14 protein-coding genes and 1 pseudogene are annotated in these 17,099 nt (G+C 65.4%); 5 read left to right on the top strand and 10 right to left on the bottom strand.

Annotated elements, in window-relative coordinates; all coding sequences use genetic code 11:
• Positions 1-72 precede the first annotated feature (72 nt).
• The 4 genes and pseudogenes from HZR81_RS01005 to HZR81_RS00990 all read right to left on the bottom strand — a co-directional run.
• Positions 73-207, bottom strand: a pseudogene (locus tag HZR81_RS01005) (chemotaxis protein CheB); the annotation flags it as partial.
• A gap of 108 nt (positions 208-315) precedes the next feature.
• Positions 316-1,077, bottom strand: a complete 762-nt coding sequence (locus HZR81_RS01000; protein WP_102838714.1) for a TerC family protein — start codon at positions 1,075-1,077, stop codon at positions 316-318.
• A gap of 247 nt (positions 1,078-1,324) precedes the next feature.
• Entirely contained in the window at positions 1,325-1,852 is a 528-nt protein-coding gene (ppa, locus tag HZR81_RS00995; protein WP_063541497.1) for an inorganic diphosphatase, read from the bottom strand.
• Between the two features lie 107 nt (positions 1,853-1,959).
• Positions 1,960-2,772, bottom strand: a complete 813-nt coding sequence (locus HZR81_RS00990; protein WP_200597570.1) for a M90 family metallopeptidase — start codon at positions 2,770-2,772, stop codon at positions 1,960-1,962.
• A 148-nt stretch (positions 2,773-2,920) separates the two neighbouring features.
• On the opposite strand from HZR81_RS00990, the gene HZR81_RS00985 reads away from it, so the two are divergent.
• A complete protein-coding gene (locus HZR81_RS00985) occupies positions 2,921-4,474 on the top strand; it encodes an alkaline phosphatase D family protein (RefSeq protein WP_500127081.1) in 1,554 nt (517 codons plus the stop codon).
• Between the two features lie 6 nt (positions 4,475-4,480).
• On the opposite strand, the gene eutC is transcribed toward HZR81_RS00985, so the two are convergent.
• From eutC to yiaY, 5 genes are all read right to left on the bottom strand, one after another.
• Positions 4,481-5,275: an ethanolamine ammonia-lyase subunit EutC gene (gene eutC, locus HZR81_RS00980; protein ID WP_061336988.1), complete on the bottom strand. Its 795-nt coding sequence runs from the start codon at positions 5,273-5,275 to the stop codon at positions 4,481-4,483.
• Between the two features lie 154 nt (positions 5,276-5,429).
• On the bottom strand, positions 5,430-6,821 hold the full coding sequence (locus HZR81_RS00975; protein WP_500127080.1) for an ethanolamine ammonia-lyase subunit EutB: 1,392 nt from the start codon (positions 6,819-6,821) through the stop codon (positions 5,430-5,432).
• Positions 6,822-6,832: 11 nt separating this feature from the next.
• Positions 6,833-8,281 carry an ethanolamine permease gene (gene eat, locus HZR81_RS00970; RefSeq protein ID WP_013984101.1) on the bottom strand — a complete coding sequence of 483 codons (1,449 nt, stop codon included), beginning with the start codon at positions 8,279-8,281 and terminating at the stop codon, positions 6,833-6,835.
• Positions 8,282-8,480: 199 nt separating this feature from the next.
• Positions 8,481-10,001 carry an acetaldehyde dehydrogenase ExaC gene (exaC, locus tag HZR81_RS00965; RefSeq protein ID WP_023101972.1) on the bottom strand — a complete coding sequence of 507 codons (1,521 nt, stop codon included), beginning with the start codon at positions 9,999-10,001 and terminating at the stop codon, positions 8,481-8,483.
• Between the two features lie 152 nt (positions 10,002-10,153).
• Entirely contained in the window at positions 10,154-11,302 is a 1,149-nt protein-coding gene (gene yiaY, locus HZR81_RS00960; RefSeq protein ID WP_023101973.1) for an L-threonine dehydrogenase, read from the bottom strand.
• A gap of 203 nt (positions 11,303-11,505) precedes the next feature.
• On the opposite strand from yiaY, the gene mpl reads away from it, so the two are divergent.
• The 4 genes from mpl (at position 11,506) to ftsH (ending at position 15,962) form a co-directional block, all read left to right on the top strand.
• Positions 11,506-12,855: a UDP-N-acetylmuramate:L-alanyl-gamma-D-glutamyl-meso-diaminopimelate ligase gene (gene mpl / locus HZR81_RS00955; protein ID WP_200597576.1), complete on the top strand. Its 1,350-nt coding sequence runs from the start codon at positions 11,506-11,508 to the stop codon at positions 12,853-12,855.
• A 254-nt stretch (positions 12,856-13,109) separates the two neighbouring features.
• Complete coding sequence (ubiX, locus tag HZR81_RS00950; RefSeq protein ID WP_013984098.1) at positions 13,110-13,739, top strand: flavin prenyltransferase UbiX; 630 nt, start codon at positions 13,110-13,112, stop codon at positions 13,737-13,739.
• A gap of 1 nt (position 13,740) precedes the next feature.
• Positions 13,741-14,031, top strand: coding sequence for a YceK/YidQ family lipoprotein (locus tag HZR81_RS00945; protein WP_156245174.1), 291 nt, complete (start codon positions 13,741-13,743; stop codon positions 14,029-14,031).
• Positions 14,032-14,123: 92 nt separating this feature from the next.
• Positions 14,124-15,962 (top strand): ATP-dependent zinc metalloprotease FtsH, encoded by a 1,839-nt coding sequence (gene ftsH, locus HZR81_RS00940; RefSeq protein ID WP_200597578.1) that lies wholly within the window; start codon positions 14,124-14,126, stop codon positions 15,960-15,962.
• Here the strand turns inward: ftsH and queG are convergent.
• Complete coding sequence (gene queG, locus HZR81_RS00935) at positions 15,959-17,029, bottom strand: tRNA epoxyqueuosine(34) reductase QueG (RefSeq protein ID WP_200597581.1); 1,071 nt, start codon at positions 17,027-17,029, stop codon at positions 15,959-15,961. The genes ftsH and queG overlap by 4 nt on opposite strands.
• Positions 17,030-17,099: the final 70 nt, after the last annotated feature.

Here is a 17,099-nt window from a genome sequence, read left to right as displayed (position 1 = left end):
GGGGATATAGGCGTGACGTATCGGCGGTGCGCTGAATCGCATCAGCGACGCTCGTCTGCAGCGGCACCGTGCTCAACTCCGGCAAGTGGCACGGGCATAGTCGGTGATCAACCTGGGCAGGTTTTCCAGGGCCTCGGTGCTCTGGGCGGCACCGATCTGCAGGGCCTCCTTGGGCATGCCGAAAACCACGCAGCTGGCTTCGTCCTGGGGCCGGCGTGCAGGTGCTCGCTCGCTCGGGCGCCGCAGAATCGTCCAGACGGTTGTGCCGGGTAGGCGAGCCGAGCGGTGCCCGGCTCACCAGCACCTAGACAGCCGTCAGCGCGCCCCTTCGAGCTGCTTGCGCTTGGCCCGTCGCGCCAGCATGTTCAGCACCTCGATGCCCGCCGAGAACGCCATGGCGGCATAGACGTAGCCTTTCGGCACGTGGGCGCCGAAGCCTTCGGCGATCAGGGTCATGCCGATCATCAGCAGGAACCCCAGGGCCAGCATGACCACTGTCGGGTTGTCGTTGATGAACTTGGCGAGCGGGTTGGCCGCCACCAGCATCACGGTCACCGCAACGATTACCGCGACCACCATGATGGCCACATGGTCGGTCATGCCGACGGCGGTGATGATGCTGTCGATGGAAAACACCAGGTCCAGCAGCAGGATCTGCGCGATTGCCGAGCCGAAGCCCATGGTGACCGCATTGCCGACCGACTTGCCCTCGAACATGTCGCCGCCCGGCGTCGGGTCCATGCTGTGGTGGATTTCCTTGGTCGCCTTCCACAGCAGGAACAGGCCGCCGGCGATCAGGATCATGTCCTTCCAGGAGAAGGCATGGCCGAACGCCTCGAAGACCGGCTCGGTCAACTGGACGATCCAGGCCACGGTCCCCAGCAGGCCCAGGCGCATGATCAGGGCCAGGCCGATGCCGATGCGTCTGGCCCGCTCGCGATGCTGCTCCGGCAGCTTGTTGGTCAGGATCGAAATGAAGATCAGGTTATCGATGCCGAGTACCACCTCCATGGTGATCAGCGTGGCCAGGGCCACCCAGGTGGTGGGTTCGGAAAAAAGCTGGATGAGCGATTCCATCGGAAATCTCGGGCTGGTGGCAGTCAGCCTCCGCGCGCAGCTGCACGGGGCGGCGAATCTTAGCGATAACGCTGTTCGTAGCGATGCAGATTGAGAGGCTGATTTGTATCAAGTCGTTCCCGACTTGGGAGCCGACAGAACTGCGGCGGCGAGCGCCGTGGGAACGGGACGTAGCCAGAGGAAAGCGTGCCGAATTGCAGGCATTAAAAAGCCGGCTTGTGGCCGGCTTTCAGGGGGTGGCGTTGGCTTATTTTTGGTAAGCCGCAACCGCCTTGGTGATTGCGGCACGGGCGGCGTCGGCGCCTTCCCAGCCTTCGACCTTGACCCACTTGCCCTTCTCGAGATCCTTGTAGTTCTCGAAGAAGTGCTTGATCTGCTCGATCAGCAGCGGTGGCAGGTCGGTGTATTCCTTCACGTCCTTGTACAGCTGGGTCAGCTTGTCGTGCGGGACGGCGATCAGCTTGGCGTCACCGCCGGCTTCGTCGGTCATGTTCAGCACGCCGACCGGACGGCAGCGGATGACCGAGCCCGGTGCGACCGGATAGGGGGTCACGACCAGCACGTCCAGCGGGTCGCCGTCGTCAGCCAGTGTGTGCGGGATGAAGCCGTAGTTGGCCGGGTAGAACATCGGGGTGGCCATGAAGCGGTCGACGAACAGACAGTCGGTGTCGTGATCGATTTCGTACTTGATCGGCGCGTGGTTGGCCGGGATCTCGATGGCGACGTAGATGTCGTTCGGCAGGTCTTTGCCAGCCGGGACTTTGCTGTAGCTCATGAACGATGGGCTCCTGATCGGCCAGCGCGGCCTGGGGGCGGAAAAAAGTGGGCGCGATTATAGGCGCAATGTCGCGTGCAATGCACGCCGGCTTCGACGCGCCCGGCCTACGCAGGTTCCCGGTAGGCAGGGTGTTCGGCCTGCAGGCGCTGCAGGCGCGCTAGCGGGTCCTGCCGGTAGAACTCCGCCAGCTGCGCATAGACCTCGGGAAAGGCTTGCTGCAGCACGTCCGGTGCGCTGAAGAAGTACTCGCTGGTAACGGCGAAGAACTCTGCCGGGTTCTCGGCGGCGTAGGGGTCGATCGGCGTCTCGGCATCCGGGTCGGCGTCGAGCGTGCGATCGAGCTCGTCGTAGGCCCGCTGCATGGCGCTGGCCCAGGCGTCGATGCGCATCTGCCGGTGCAGCGGCGGCAGGCCGTTGGCATCGCCGTTGAGCATGTCCAGCTTGTGCGCCAGCTCGTGGATCACCAGGTTGTAGGCTTCCCAGCCGCCACTCTGCTGCACCCCGGGCCAGGCCAGGATCACCGGGCCCTGCAACCAGGCTTCGCCGCTGTGTTCGGCGTCCCATTCATGCTCGACGCCGGCGGTGTCGCGGTGCTTCTGCGGGCTGAGGAAGTCGTCGGGGTAGATCACGATCTCGTGAAAGCCGCGATACCAGCCGAGATCGGCCAGGTGCAGCAGTGGCAGTTGCGCCTGCAGCGCCAGGCGCAGGCGGTCCTCGGCCTGCAGCTCGATACCGGCCAGCGGTGTCAGGCGCTTGTCGTGCAGGAACAGCACGGCGCGCTCACGCAGGCGATTCAGCTCGTCATCGCTCAGGCCATCGAGTATCGGCAGGCTGTCGAGCACCTGCTGCCACAGCTCAGGCGCGACCGAGTTGCGGGCAAGGATGCGTTGGCGCTGCCAGGCGCGGAAGGACCACATGGACGGAGGCTCCAGCGAAGTGGGCGACCACATTAAGCGTGGCTGCGGGATGCGACAAGCAGTGAAGTACCGTCGGTCGGTGCGTCATGGGACTGTCAAGCGGGGCGGCTACATCAGGAGAACCCTCACTCGCCAGGAGACTTCCGAGATGACCGCACCGGATCAGAAACGCCGCCAACTGCTGCAGGGCATCGGCGCCGGCCTCGCGCTGCCGGCCCTGGGCATTGCGCCTGCCATCATCGCCGCGCCGCGCGAGCGGCCGCAGATGCTCGACGGTGTGCAGTCCGGCGACGTGACGGATGGCCGCGCATTGATCTGGAGCCGCGGCGACCGCCCCGGGCGGCTGATCGTCGAGTGGGATACGCGCAGCCGTTTCGGCAATCCGCGGCGGATGGTCTCGTCGATCACCGATGCCGGCCAGGACTTCACCGCCCGCGTCGATCTGCGTGGGCTGCCGGCGGATCAGTCGATCTTCTACCGCGCGCGCTTCGAGGACGCCCGCAGCGGCGTGCTCAGCGAGCCCTGGTTCGGCCACCTGCGCAGCGCACCGACGCGTCCGCGCAACATCCGTTTCGTCTGGGGCGGCGATACCTGCGGCCAGGGCTATGGCATCAACCCGGACTTCGGCGGCATGCGCATCTACGAAAGCATGCGCATGCGCCGGCCGGACTTCTTCCTGCACAGCGGCGACGTGATCTATGCCGACGGGCCGATTCCCGCCGAAGTGACCGCCGAGGACGGCAGCATCTGGCGCAACCTGGTCACCGAAGAGAAGAGCAAGGTTGCCGAGACGCTGCGCGAGTTTCGCGGCAACTACCGCTACAACCTGCTGGACGAGAACCTGCGGGCCTTCAATGCCGAGGTGCCGCAGATCTGGCAGTGGGACGATCACGAGGTGACGAACAACTGGTCGCCGAGCAAGGAGCTGGATGACCGCTATCAGCAGGTGCGCGACATCGATACGCTGGTGCAGCGCGCACGTCAGGCCTATCTCGAATACGCGCCGATGCGCATGGCCCGCGGCGACACCCAGGGGCGCATCTACCGCAAGGTCAGCTACGGGCCGCTGCTGGATGTGTTCGTGCTGGACATGCGCAGCTATCGCGGGCCGAACACCCACAACCTGCAGGCGGAGCAGGGCGCCGACACGGCGTTTCTCGGCCGCGAGCAGCTGCGCTGGCTCAAGCGCGAGCTGCGAGCCTCGCGCGCGACCTGGAAAGTGATCGCCGCCGACATGCCCATTGGCCTGCACGTACCGGACGGTCCGCGCTGGGAGGCAATCGCCAATGGCAACGACGGCGAGGCGTTGGGCCGCGAGCTGGAAATCGCGGATCTGCTGACCTTCATCCAGCGTGCGCGGGTGCGCAATACCGTCTGGCTGACGGCGGATGTGCACTACTGCGCGGCACACCACTACCACCCCAATCGCGCCGCCTATCAGCGTTTCGAGCCGTTCTGGGAGTTCGTCGCAGGCCCTTTGAACGCCGGCAGCTTCGGGCCGAATCCGCTGGACGGCACCTTCGGTCCGGAGGTGGTGTTCCAGAAGGCGCCGCCGACGGCGAACAGCTCGCCGCGGGCAGGCTTCCAGTTCTTCGGTGAGGTGGAGATCGACGCGCAGAGCGGTGCGCTGAGCGTGACCCTGCGCGACATCGACGGCGCGGTGGTCTACAGCCAGACGCTGGAGCCCTGGCAGCCGGCCTGATACCGGCTAGCCGAGCAGGAAGTTGCCGGCGCGCGGCTGACCGTCCAGCGCCGGCACGTCGGCTTCGTCCTTGAGCTGGACGCCGGAGAGCTGTCGGCGGCTGGCTTCGCGCATCAGATAGAGCAGGCGGTGCGCGGCCAGGTTGTAGCTCAGCCCCTCGGGGCGGATGTTGGAGATGCAGTTGCGCTGCGCATCGTGCCGGCCGACCTGCGGTGCCCAAGTGAAGTAAAGGCCCAGGCTGTCCGGCGAGCTGAGGCCCGGTCGCTCCCCGAGCAGGATCACCACCATGCGCGCCTTGAGGCGCTGACCGATCTCGTCGGCCACCGCCACGCGGCCCTGTTCCACCAGCGCGACGGGACCGAGGGACCAGCCTTCGGCCTGGCATTGTTCGGCGATCTTCAGTGCCATGGGTGCCGCATGACGCTGCACGGCCAGGGCCGAGAGGCCATCGGCGATCACCAGCGCCAGGTCGCAGCCGTCGCCCGCCTCGGCGTCGAGCGTGGCTGCGCTGGTTTCGTCGAGGCGTCGGCCGAGATCGGGGCGTTGCAGATAGGTCTGGCGGTCGCTGGCGGCGCTGTGTAGCGGCAGGCAGGCGAGGCCGTGCTTGTCCAGCTCGGCGGTCAGCGCGGCGCAGTCTAGCGGCAGGTGCACGGCATCACGGGCCTGCGCATGGGCGAATTGGAAATCCAGTTGCGCCACCGTCGGCAGACTGGTGCCGGCACGGCCAAGGGCGATGCGCGCCGGGGTCAGCTGGCGCAGGTGCTGCCAGGGATTTTCGATGGTGGGGGAGCGGTCGGGCATGGCTACCTCGGAGCTTGGCGGTCAGGCGCGTGAACAGACGCGTGGAAAAGACCTGCGGTCGTTTTCCACCCTACGGGTCGCGGCGAGAGTCTCGGCGTAGGGTGGAAAACCGCGCAGCGTTTTCCACGCTGCTGGCGGCGAATGAGGCAGCGCTTCATGCCTGCTGCTCCAGCGCCCCGCGGAAGGCTTCGGGTAGGTCACGGCCGAGCTGCAGGCGATTGCCGTCCTGTCGGAGGATCTGCATCTTCGCCAGCCATTCCTCGAATTCCGGTGCGGGCCGCAGGCCGAGCACCTGACGCACGTAGAGGGCGTCGTGGAAGGAGGTGGTCTGGTAGTTGAGCATCACGTCGTCCGAGCCCGGGATGCCCATGATGAAGTTGATGCCCGCCGTGCCGAGCAGGGTCAACAGCATGTCCATGTCGTCCTGGTCGGCTTCGGCGTGGTTGGTGTAGCAGATGTCGCAACCCATGGGCACGCCGAGCAGCTTGCCGCAGAAGTGGTCCTCCAGCCCGGCGCGGATGATCTGCTTGCCGTTGTAGAGGTATTCCGGGCCGATGAAGCCGACCACGGTGTTCACCAGCAGCGGCTTGTAGCGGCGCGCGACGGCGTAGGCGCGGGCTTCGCAGGTCTGCTGATCGACACCGTGATGGGCGTTGGCCGACAGCGCGCTGCCCTGGCCGGTCTCGAAATACATGAGGTTGTCGCCGAGGGTGCCGCGCTTCTGCGACAGGCCGGCCTCGTAGCCTTCCTGCAGCGTTGCCAGGTTGATGCCGAAGCTGGCGTTGGCCGCCTCGGTGCCGGCGATGGACTGGAACACCAGATCCAGCGGCGCGCCGCGGTTGATCGCCTCGATGGAGGTGGTGACGTGGGTGAGGATGCAACCCTGGGTCGGGATCTCGTAGCGACTGATCACGGCGTCGAGCATCTTCAGCAGCTCGCAGATGCCGGCGGTGCTGTCGGTGGCCGGGTTGATGCCGATCACCGCGTCGCCGTTGCCGTAGAGCAGGCCGTCGAGAATGCTCGCGGCGATGCCGGCGCCGTCGTCGGTGGGATGGTTCGGCTGCAGTCGGGTGGACATGCGTCCGGCCAGGCCGATGCTGTTGCGAAAGCGGGTGACGACGCGGACCTTCTGCGCGACCAGGATCAGGTCCTGCACGCGCATGATCTTCGACACCGCGGCGACCATTTCCGGCGTCAGCCCCGGTGCGAGGGCTTTCAGCGACGCCTCGTCCGCCTCCTCGCCGAGCAGCCAGTTGCGGAAATCGCCCACGGTCAGGTGGCTGATCGGCGCGAAGGCGGCGGCGTCATGGCTGTCGATGATCAGCCGAGTGACCTCATCGCGTTCGTAGGGGATCAGTGCTTCTTCGAGAAAACGCCTGAGCGGCACATCGGCCAGGCACATCTGCGCCGCCACTCGCTCGGCGTCACTGCCTGCCGCGACCCCGGCGAGCAGGTCGCCGGATCGCGCCGGGCTGGCCTTGGCCATCACCTCGCGCAGATCGTCGAAGCGCCAGGTGGTGCCGCCCACGCTGTGCGAGTACGTCATGGCTGCTCTCCCTACTTGAGTGTCGCCTCGGCCTGCTCGATCGCCGCGAACTCTTCTTCCGGCGTACCGGCCACCAAGTGGTGCCGACTGTAGATCGCGAAATAGGCGATGAAGATCCCGTAGATGATCGCGGCGCCGATCACCACCCGCGGGTCGACCAGGAAGCCTGCGATGACCGCGATGCAGGCCAGTACCAGCGCCACGCCCGAGGTGACGATGCCGCCGGGTGTCCTGTACGGGCGATGCAGATCCGGCCGGCGCAGGCGCAGCACGATGTGCGAGGCCATCATCAACACGTAGGAGATGGTCGCGCCGAACACCGCGACGAGGATCAGCAGATCGCCCTGACCGGTCAGCGAGAGCAGGAAGCCGATCACGCCAGGGATTACCAGGGCCAGCACCGGCGCCTTGTTCTTGTTGGTCAGCGAGAGGTTGCGCGGCAGGTAGCCGGCCCGCGACAGGGCAAAGATCTGCCGCGAGTAGGCGAAGATGATCGAGAAGAAGCTGGCGATCAGCCCGGCCAGGCCGACCAGGTTGACGAAGCCGCTCATCCAGGTGGACGAGCCGTAGGCCGTGGTCAGCGCTTCCACCAGCGGGTTGCCGGATGCCACCAGGGTGCTGGAACCGGCGCCGCCCGGGCCGACCAGCAAGATCAGGCCGGCAAAGGCGACCAGTATCAGCATGGCGCCGATCAGCCCGCGGGGCATGTCGCGCTGCGGGTTCTTGGTTTCCTCGGCGGCCAGCGGCACGCCTTCCACAGCAAGGAAGAACCAGATCGCGTAGGGGATCGCCGCCCAGATGCCGACATAGCCGTAGGGCAGGAAGTTGCTGGCGCCGGCCGCCGTGGTAGGGGCGATGTCCAGCAGCTTGTCCACCGAGAAGTGCGGCACCATGGCGACGATGAACACCGCCAGGGCCAGGGCGGCGACGGCGGTGATGATGAACATCAGCTTCAGCGCCTCGCCGACGCCGAAGATGTGGATGCCGATGAAGACGATGTAGAAGGCCAGATAGATCATCCAGCCGCCGATGCCGAACAGCGATTCGCAATAGGCGCCGATGAACACGGCGATCGCCGCCGGGGCGATGGCGTATTCGATGAGGATCGCCGTGCCGGTGAGGAAGCCGCCCAGCGGGCCAAAGGCGGTGCGGGCAAAACCGTAGCCGCCGCCCGCGGTCGGGACCATCGAGGACAGCTCGGCCAGCGAGAAGCACATGCACAGGTACATGGTCGCCATCAGCAGCGTGGCGATGAACAGCCCGCCCCAACCGCCCTGGGCGAGGCCGAAGTTCCAGCCGGCGTAGTCACCGGAAATCACGTAGGCGACGCCAAGGCCGACCAGCAGCACCCAGCCGGCGGCGCCTTTCTTCAGTTCGCGTTCCTGGAAATAGCTACTGCCAACGGTTTCGAAATCGATTGCGTGGTGCGGTGGCGTTGAACTGCTGTGTTCGAGAGCCATGGGGGAATCCTCTTGGATAGGTTGGCAAGTCTCTCCCTAGCAAGCGTCATGCCCCACGCTACAAACGGGTTGTTTGCAGTGATTTGTCAGCCAAGTTTGGCAGGAACGCACCTTTTGCGGGCTCCACAGCACCACGGCGGAGCCCGGCAGGCGTCTTGTTCGAACGCGCGGCGAGCCGAAGCCCACCGTGCTCAGCCCATCAGAAGAAGCCCAGCGGATTGATGTCGTAACTGACCAGCAGGTTCTTGGTCTGCTGGTAGTGGTCGAGGATCATCTTGTGGGTTTCGCGACCGACGCCGGACTTCTTGTAGCCACCGAACGCGGCATGCGCCGGATAGAGGTGGTAGCAGTTGGTCCAGACGCGACCTGCCTTGATCGCCCGGCCCATGCGGTAGGCGCGGTTGATGTCACGGGTCCAGACCCCAGCGCCGAGGCCGAACTCAGTGTCGTTGGCGATTGCCAGCGCCTCGGCTTCATCCTTGAAGGTGGTGACGCCGATCACTGGACCGAAGATTTCCTCCTGGAACACACGCATCCTGTTGTGGCCCTTGAGCAGGGTTGGCTGGATGTAATAACCCGAGGCGAGCGAGCCTTCGAGCTTCTCCGCTGCGCCGCCGGTGAGCACCTCCGCGCCTTCGCCCTTGGCGATCTCCAGGTAGGACATGATCTTGTCGAACTGCTGCTGGCTGGCCTGGGCGCCGACCATGGTCTCGGTGTCCAGCGGGTCGCCGCGCTTGATCTGCGCGACCTTCTTCATCACCGCTTCCATGAAGGGCGCGTAAATCGACTCCTGTACCAGCGCGCGGGATGGACAGGTGCAGACCTCACCCTGGTTGAAGAAGCCCAGCACCAGGCCTTCGGCGGCCTTCTCGATGAAGGTCGGTTCGGCCTGCATGATGTCCTCGAAGAAGATGTTGGGACTCTTGCCGCCCAGCTCCACGGTGCTCGGGATAATGTTCTCGGCGGCCAGCTTCATGATGTGCGAGCCCACCGGAGTGGAGCCGGTGAAGGCGATCTTGGCGATGCGCTTGCTGCTGGCCAGCGCCTCGCCGGCCTCCTTGCCGAAGCCCTGGACGATGTTGAGCACGCCCGGCGGCAGCAGGTCCCCGATCACCTCCATCAGTACGCTGATACCCAGTGGGGTCTGCTCGGCCGGCTTGAGCACGATGCAGTTGCCCGCGGCCAGCGCCGGGGCGAGCTTCCAGGCGGCCATCAGGATCGGGAAGTTCCACGGGATGATCTGCCCGACCACGCCCAGCGGCTCGTGGAAATGGTAGGCCGCGGTATGTTCGTCGATCTCGGCGCTGGTGCCTTCCTGGGCCCGGATGCAACCGGCGAAGTAGCGGAAGTGGTCGGCGGCCAGCGGGATATCCGCGTTCAGCGTCTCGCGCACCGCCTTGCCGTTGTCCCAGGTTTCGGTGACGGCGAGCATCTCCAGGTTCTGCTCGATACGGTCGGCGATCTGCAACAGGATCAGCGAGCGTGCCTGCACGCTGGTCTTGCCCCACGCGTCGGCAGCGGCATGGGCGGCGTCCAGCGCCTTCTCGATATCGGCGGCGTCGGAGCGCGGAAACTCGGCAATCGGTTGTCCGTTAACCGGAGACAGGTTGGTGAAATACTGCCCGTTGACGGGTTCGACGAACTCGCCATTGATGAAGTTGCCGTAGCGGGCCTTGAGGGTAACGAGGGCACCGTCGGTGCCGGGAGGGGCGTAGATCATGGGGGGCTCCGGTTTTTTCTTGGATGGAGATTCGCTGCATAAAGCGTAGATCACGATTTGAATACTGTCGCGGTGGCCAGGGGCGCTTTTCGTGGCGGCAGGGCGAGCGCTGCCGCGCGGTCGGGCCGGGGCAGAAGCCCCGGCCCAGGGGCTCAGAGGGCGCTATGGAAGATCGCTTCGATTTCCTCTTGCGTGGCGCGGCGCGGGTTGGTCAGGCCGCAGGCATCGTTCATGGCGTTAGCGGCCAGCGTCGGGATGTCATCGGCCTTGGCGCCAAGCTCGGCCAGGCCGCCCGGAATGCCGATTGCCTGCGACAGGGTACGGATTGCCACGAGTGCGGCTTCGGCACCCTGCGCGGCGTCCAGTCCGCGGGTCTCCACGCCCATCGCGGTTGCAACGTCGCGCAGGCGTTCGGGGCAGACGCTGGCGTTGTAGCTCTCCACGTGAGGCAGCAGTACGGCGTTGCAGACACCATGCGGCAGATCGTAGAAGCCGCCGAGCTGGTGAGCCATGGCGTGCACGTAGCCCAGCGAGGCGTTGTTGAACGCCATGCCAGCGAGGAACTGCGCGTAGGCCATGTTTTCGCGGGCGGGCATGTCGCTGCCGTTCTCGACGGCGGTACGCAGATTTGTCGAGATCAGCTCGATGGCCTTGAGTGCGCAGGCGTCGGTGATGGGTGTGGCGGCGGTCGAGACATAGGCCTCAACCGCGTGGGTGAGCGCATCCATCCCGGTGGCTGCGGTCAGTCCCTTGGGCATTGCGACCATCAGTGCCGGGTCGTTCACCGACAGCAGCGGTGTGACGTTGCGGTCGACGATGGCCATTTTCACGTGACGGGTTTCGTCGGTGATGATGCAAAAGCGTGTCATCTCGCTGGCGGTGCCGGCGGTGGTATTGATCGCTACCAGTGGCATTTGTGGCTTGGCGGAGCGGTCCACGCCCTCGTAGTCGGCAATCTGTCCGCCATTGGTCGCGCATAGGGCGATGCCCTTGGCGCAGTCATGGGACGAGCCACCGCCGAGGGAGATGATGAAATCGCAAGCGCTGTCGCGTAGCTGTGCCAGGCCCTTTTCAACGTTGCCAACGGTTGGGTTGGGTTGGGCGCCATCGAATACGACCGATTGGATGTCCTGGGTGGCCAGCAGCGCGACAACCTTTTCGGCGACGCCAGCGCGTGCCAGTCCAACGTCGGTGACGATCAGCGCTTTGCGAAAGCCGTAGTTGGCGATAGCGACCATCGCTTCATCAAGGCTTCCGGCGCCCATCATGTTTACTGCGGGTATGAAGAAGGTGCTGCTCATGGTGAATGCCTGTGATTGTCTGGAATGAGGTTTTCGCAGCATCTCATCTCGATCTGAGGGCGAAATGATCTGGATCAAGAAGGTGAGCGATCAGTCGCGTTTCGGCCCTGCGCCCGACTAACGGCGCCTGGTCGGCTGGGATGGCCTGCTGTGCTAACCTGCGCCGCAGTTTTCAGTGGGTCTCACCGGTTTTGAGGGCATCCATGCATATCCATATTCTCGGCATCTGTGGCACCTTCATGGGGTCGCTTGCGGTGCTGGCCAAGGAGCTCGGGCATCGCGTCACAGGATCCGACGCCAACGTCTACCCACCGATGAGCACCCAGCTCGAAGCCCAGGGCATCGAGCTGACCCAGGGCTACGAGCCAAGCCAGCTCGAGCCGGCGCCGGATCTGGTGGTGATCGGCAATGCGCTGTCGCGTGGCAACCCTGCCGTGGAGTACGCGCTGAACAAGGGCCTGCCCTATGTCTCCGGCCCGCAGTGGCTGGCCGATCACGTGCTGCAGGGGCGCTGGGTCCTAGCCGCGGCTGGCACCCATGGCAAGACCACCACAAGCAGCATGCTCGCTTGGGTACTGGAGCACGCGGGCATGAGCCCGGGGTTCCTCATCGGTGGGGTTCCGCAGAACTTCGGCATCTCCGCGCGCCTGGGCGGCACACCGTTCTTCGTAGTCGAGGCCGACGAATACGACAGTGCCTTCTTCGACAAGCGCAGCAAATTCGTCCATTACCGCCCGCGCACGGCAATCCTGAACAATCTCGAATTCGATCACGCGGACATTTTCCCGGATCTCGCGGCTATCGAGCGGCAGTTTCACCATCTTGTGCGTACCGTGCCGAGCGAAGGGCTGGTCATCCATCCCGAGTCGGAGGCGGCGCTCAAGCGCGTGATCGGCATGGGTTGCTGGACGCCAGTGCAGACCACCGGTGACGGCGGCGAGTGGCAGGCCAAGCTGCTCAGCGCCGACGGTTCGCGTTTTGAGGTGATCTTCGATGGCGCCGTACAAGGCGTGGTGGAATGGGCGCTGACCGGCCAGCACAACGTCAATAACGCGCTGGCCACGCTGGCGGCGGCACGACATGTCGGCGTGCTGCCAAAGCAGGGCGCCGAGGCGCTGAGCGAGTTCCTAAGCGTCAAGCGACGCATGGAGAAGGTCGCCGAGGTCAACGGCGTAACCATCTATGACGACTTCGCCCATCACCCCACGGCTATCGCCACCACCCTCGACGGGCTGCGCAAACAGGTTGGCGATACGCCGATCATCGCCGTGGTCGAACCGCGCTCGAACTCGATGAAGCTCGGCGCGCACCGCGAGGGTTTGGCCGAGTCGGTGGCGCTGGCCAATCAGGCGATCTGGTTCGCGCCGGCCAACCTTGGCTGGGACCTGGCCGCGACCGTTGCCGGCTCGCCGGTGCCGACCACGGTCTGCGATTCGCTGGAGGCGATCATTGCCAAGGTCAAGGCCGATGCCACGCCGGGCACGCAGGTGGTGGTGATGAGCAATGGCGGTTTCGGTGGGTTGCACGGCCAATTGGCCGCCGCACTGGCGTAGCGTGGAAAACGCCGAAGGCTTTTCCCATGCGTAAGGTTACGGCCGAAGCGCCAACGCCATGTAACGGTGGAAAACGCTTCGCGGTTTTCCACCCTACGAGATTGGGATAGGGCGAATTTGCTTCCAACGCGTCGCGAGCGAAGCTTGGGCAAGGCGAAACCTTGCGAGAAAGCGGAGCTTGCCGGTGCAAGTGAGCATTTCGAGTAAGGTTTCAACGCGGCATAAGCAAGCGCAGCAGCTTTGGGAGCACATTCATGAGCGGACCGGAACGCATCACTCTGGCCATGACCGGCGCATCCGGCGCGCAGTACGGTCTGCGCCTGCTCGATTGCCTGATCCAGGAAGACCGCGAGGTGCACTTCCTGATTTCCAAGGCCGCGCAGCTGGTGATGGCCACCGAGACCGACGTGGTGCTGCCGGCCAAGCCGCAGGCCATGCAGGCCTTCCTCTCCGAGTACACCGGTGCCGCCGCCGGGCAGATCCGTGTGTTCGCCAAGGAGGACTGGATGGCCCCGCCGGCGTCCGGCTCCGGCGCACCGACGGCGATGGTGGTGGTGCCCTGTTCCACCGGCACGCTGTCGGCAATCGCCACCGGCGCCTGCAACAACCTGATCGAACGCGCCGCCGACGTCACCCTCAAGGAGCGCCGCCAGCTGATTCTGGTGCCACGGGAGGCGCCGTATTCGAGCATTCATCTGGAAAACATGCTCAAGCTGTCGAACCTCGGCGCGGTGATCCTGCCGGCCTCGCCGGGCTTCTATCACCAGCCGCAAAGCATCGACGACCTGGTGGATTTCGTCGTCGCGCGCATCCTCAACCTGCTCAACATTCCCCAGGACATGCTGCCGCGCTGGGGCGAGCACCATATCGTCAGCGACGACTGAGATGATCGGTCGGGCGCTGCTGGTACTGACGACGCTGAGCCTGCTCGGCGGCTGCGCCACGGTGCGCACGCTGGATGCGGCCAAGCCCGGTGCGCCGATCATCTATTCCGGCACGCGACTGGATTGGTACAGCCTCAACGGCGGCTGCTGTCCGCTGGAGCGCTTCGGTGCCGTGGCGCCGAAGCATGCCGCGCTCGATCTGCCGGCCAGCGCCCTGCTGGACACGCTGTTGCTGCCCTTCGCCGTCGCGGCGGAGCTGGGCGTCGGCCTCGGCGTGCGTGGCGGGCTCTGATTGCAGCAACCGTGGCATAACTGATCTGAGTCCAGGCGACGTCTTCGCCGAACAGGCATAGTTGGCAGGTCCGCGCCACAAGGAGAAACGGTGTGAAAGACCGCGCTCAGTTCCACTTCAACTACTGGATGATCGCCATCCTGGTGTTTCTCGGCCTCCAGTACCTGCTGTCGACCCAGCAGCAAGTGGCGACCATCCCTTACAGCGAGTTCGAGCAGCACCTCAAGGACGGGCGTATCGACGAACTGGCCATCACGGACCGGCGCATCGAAGGCCGGCTCAAGGAGCCCCTGGCCGGCGGCCAGCGCCGTTTCATCACCAACCGCGTCGAGCCGCAGCTGGCCGAGCATCTGCAGCAGTACCCGGTACGCTACACCGGCAAGGTGGAAAGCACGCTGGTGCGCGACCTGCTGTCGTGGATCGTGCCGGCCATGCTGTTCTTCGGCATCTGGCTGTTCCTGCTCAAGCGCATCGGCAGCGGTCTGGGTGGCGGCGGCATGATGCAGATCGGCAAGAGCAAGGCGCGGGTCTACGTCGAGACCGATATGAAGGTGACCTTCGCCGATGTAGCCGGTGTGGACGAGGCCAAGGACGAGCTCAAGGAAATCATCGACTTTCTCCGCGATCCGCAGACCTACGGTCGCCTCGGCGGACGCATGCCCAAGGGCGTGCTGCTGGTCGGCCCGCCCGGCACCGGCAAGACGCTCCTGGCGCGCGCGGTGGCCGGCGAGGCGAAGGTGCCATTCTTCTCCATTTCCGGTTCCGAGTTCGTCGAGATGTTCGTCGGCGTCGGCGCCGCGCGGGTGCGTGATCTGTTCGAGCAGGCGCGGGCCCAGGCGCCGGCGATCATCTTCATCGACGAGCTGGACGCGCTCGGCCGCGCCCGCGGTGCCGGGCCGCTGTCCGGCGGGCATGACGAGAAGGAGCAGACGCTCAACCAGCTACTGGTGGAGATGGACGGCTTCGACACCTCCAGCGGACTCGTCCTCTTGGCGGCCACCAATCGCCCGGAAATCCTCGATCCGGCACTGCTGCGTGCCGGCCGCTTCGACCGTCAGGTGCTGGTCGATCGTCCGGACAAGGTCGGGCGGGTGCAGATTCTCAACGTGCACCTGAAGAAGTCGCGCCTGGGCACCGATGTCGATCCGCAGGCCATCGCCGCGCTGACCCCGGGCTTCACCGGCGCCGACCTGGCCAACCTGGTCAACGAGGCGACGCTACTGGCGACCCGGCGCAATGCCGACGCGGTGGCGATGGAGGACTTTACCGCGGCCATCGAGCGCATCATCGCCGGGCTGGAGAAACGCAACCGCCTGCTCAACCCGCGCGAGCGCGAGATCGTCGCCTATCACGAGATGGGCCATGCGCTGGTGGCAATGGCGCTGCCGGGCGTCGATCCGGTGCACAAGGTGTCGATCATTCCGCGCGGCATGGGGGCGCTGGGTTACACCATCCAGCGGCCGATCGAGGATCGCTTCCTGATGACCGGTGAGGAGTTGGAGAACAAGATGGCGGTATTGCTCGGCGGGCGTGCGGCGGAGTGGCTGATCTTCGCGCATCTGTCCACCGGCGCGGCGGACGACCTGGCTAAGGTCACCGACATCGCCCGGGCGATGGTGACGCGCTACGGCATGTCCAAGCGCCTCGGTCACCTGGCGTTGGAGCGCGAGCCCAATTCCTTCCTCGGCAATGAGGCGATGCTCGGCCTCAAGCCGCAACACGACTATGCCGAGAGCACGGCAACGGCGATCGACGAGGAAGTGCAGGAGCTGGTGCAGTCGGCCTTCCAGCGTAGCGTCGATCTGCTGCAGGCGCGTCGTGCACTGCTCGAGCGCTGCGCCCGGCAGCTGTTGCAACAGGAGACGCTGGATGCCGGACAACTGCGTGCGTTGAGCGCCGAGCTCGGCGCTCAGTTGCCGTCGTCGGACTAGCCTGCCCGCTTGGCGTGCTGGGCCAGGGCCCACTCCACATGCTCGCGCACCAGCTCCGACGGATCGTCGCGGCGCGCCTCGAGCGCCTCCAGCACCGGAATGCTCGACGGCGCATTGCCCAGACCCACCGCGAGATTGCGCAGCCAGCGTTCGTAGCCGGCGCGGCGTAGCGGCGAGCCCTCGGTGCGACTAAGAAATTCCTCTTCCGTCCAGCGGAACAAGGTCGCTAGCTCAGCGTTGTCCAGACTGTGGCGCGGTTGGAAGTCGCCTTGCTCGGTGGGGCGTGCGAACCGGTTCCAGGGGCAGACGATCTGGCAATCGTCGCAACCGAATACGCGGTTGCCGATCTTGTCGCGCAGCTCGACCGGGATCGGCCCCTTCAGCTCGATGGTGAGGTAGGAAATGCAGCGCCGCGCGTCCAGCAGCCGTTCACCGACGAACGCCTCGGTGGGGCAGATGTTCAGGCAGGCGTGGCAGCTGCCGCAGTGATCGCGGGTCACCGGCTCGTCGACCGGCAGCGCGATGTCAACGAACAGCTCGCCGAGAAAGAACCAGCTGCCGGCCTTGCGGTTGAGCAGCAGGGTGTTCTTGCCGATCCAGCCGAGCCCGGCCTGCTGGCCGGCGGCCTTCTCCAGCACCGGCGCGCTGTCGACGAAGGCGCGGAAACCGAACGGACCGACCACCTGCTGAATGCGCTCGGCCAGCTGCTGCAGGCGCTTGCGGATCAGCTTGTGATAATCGCGGCCCAGGGCATAGCGCGAAACATAGGCTTTTTCCGGGTCGGCCAGCTGCTGGCTCATGCGGGTGTCGCCGGGCAGGTAGTCCATGCGCAACGAGATGACCCGCAGCGTGCCGGGCACCAGTTCGTCCGGCCGCGAGCGCTTGCTGCCGTGGGCAGCCATGTAGTCCATCTCGCCCTGATAGCCCGCCTGGAGCCAGGCCTCGAGGTGCGCCTCGTGCTCGCCAAGGTCGACGCCGGTGATCCCCACCTGCTGGAAGCCGAGCTCGCGGCCCCACTCCTTGATGGAGTCGGCGAGTACGACGGGATCGAGAGCGGAGCTGGACATCGGAGACTGCGGCGGGAAGTGAGCGGGTGCGTATAATTCTGCCAGACATTCCGCCGCGATGATCCCTGCA

It is taken from the genome of Pseudomonas sp. LM13, assembly GCF_041381355.1.
Classification (GTDB): Bacteria; Pseudomonadota; Gammaproteobacteria; order Pseudomonadales; family Pseudomonadaceae; genus Stutzerimonas; species Stutzerimonas frequens.
Note: the sequence above shows the minus strand (reverse complement) of the source record. Positions and strands in the feature narration are given on the sequence as shown.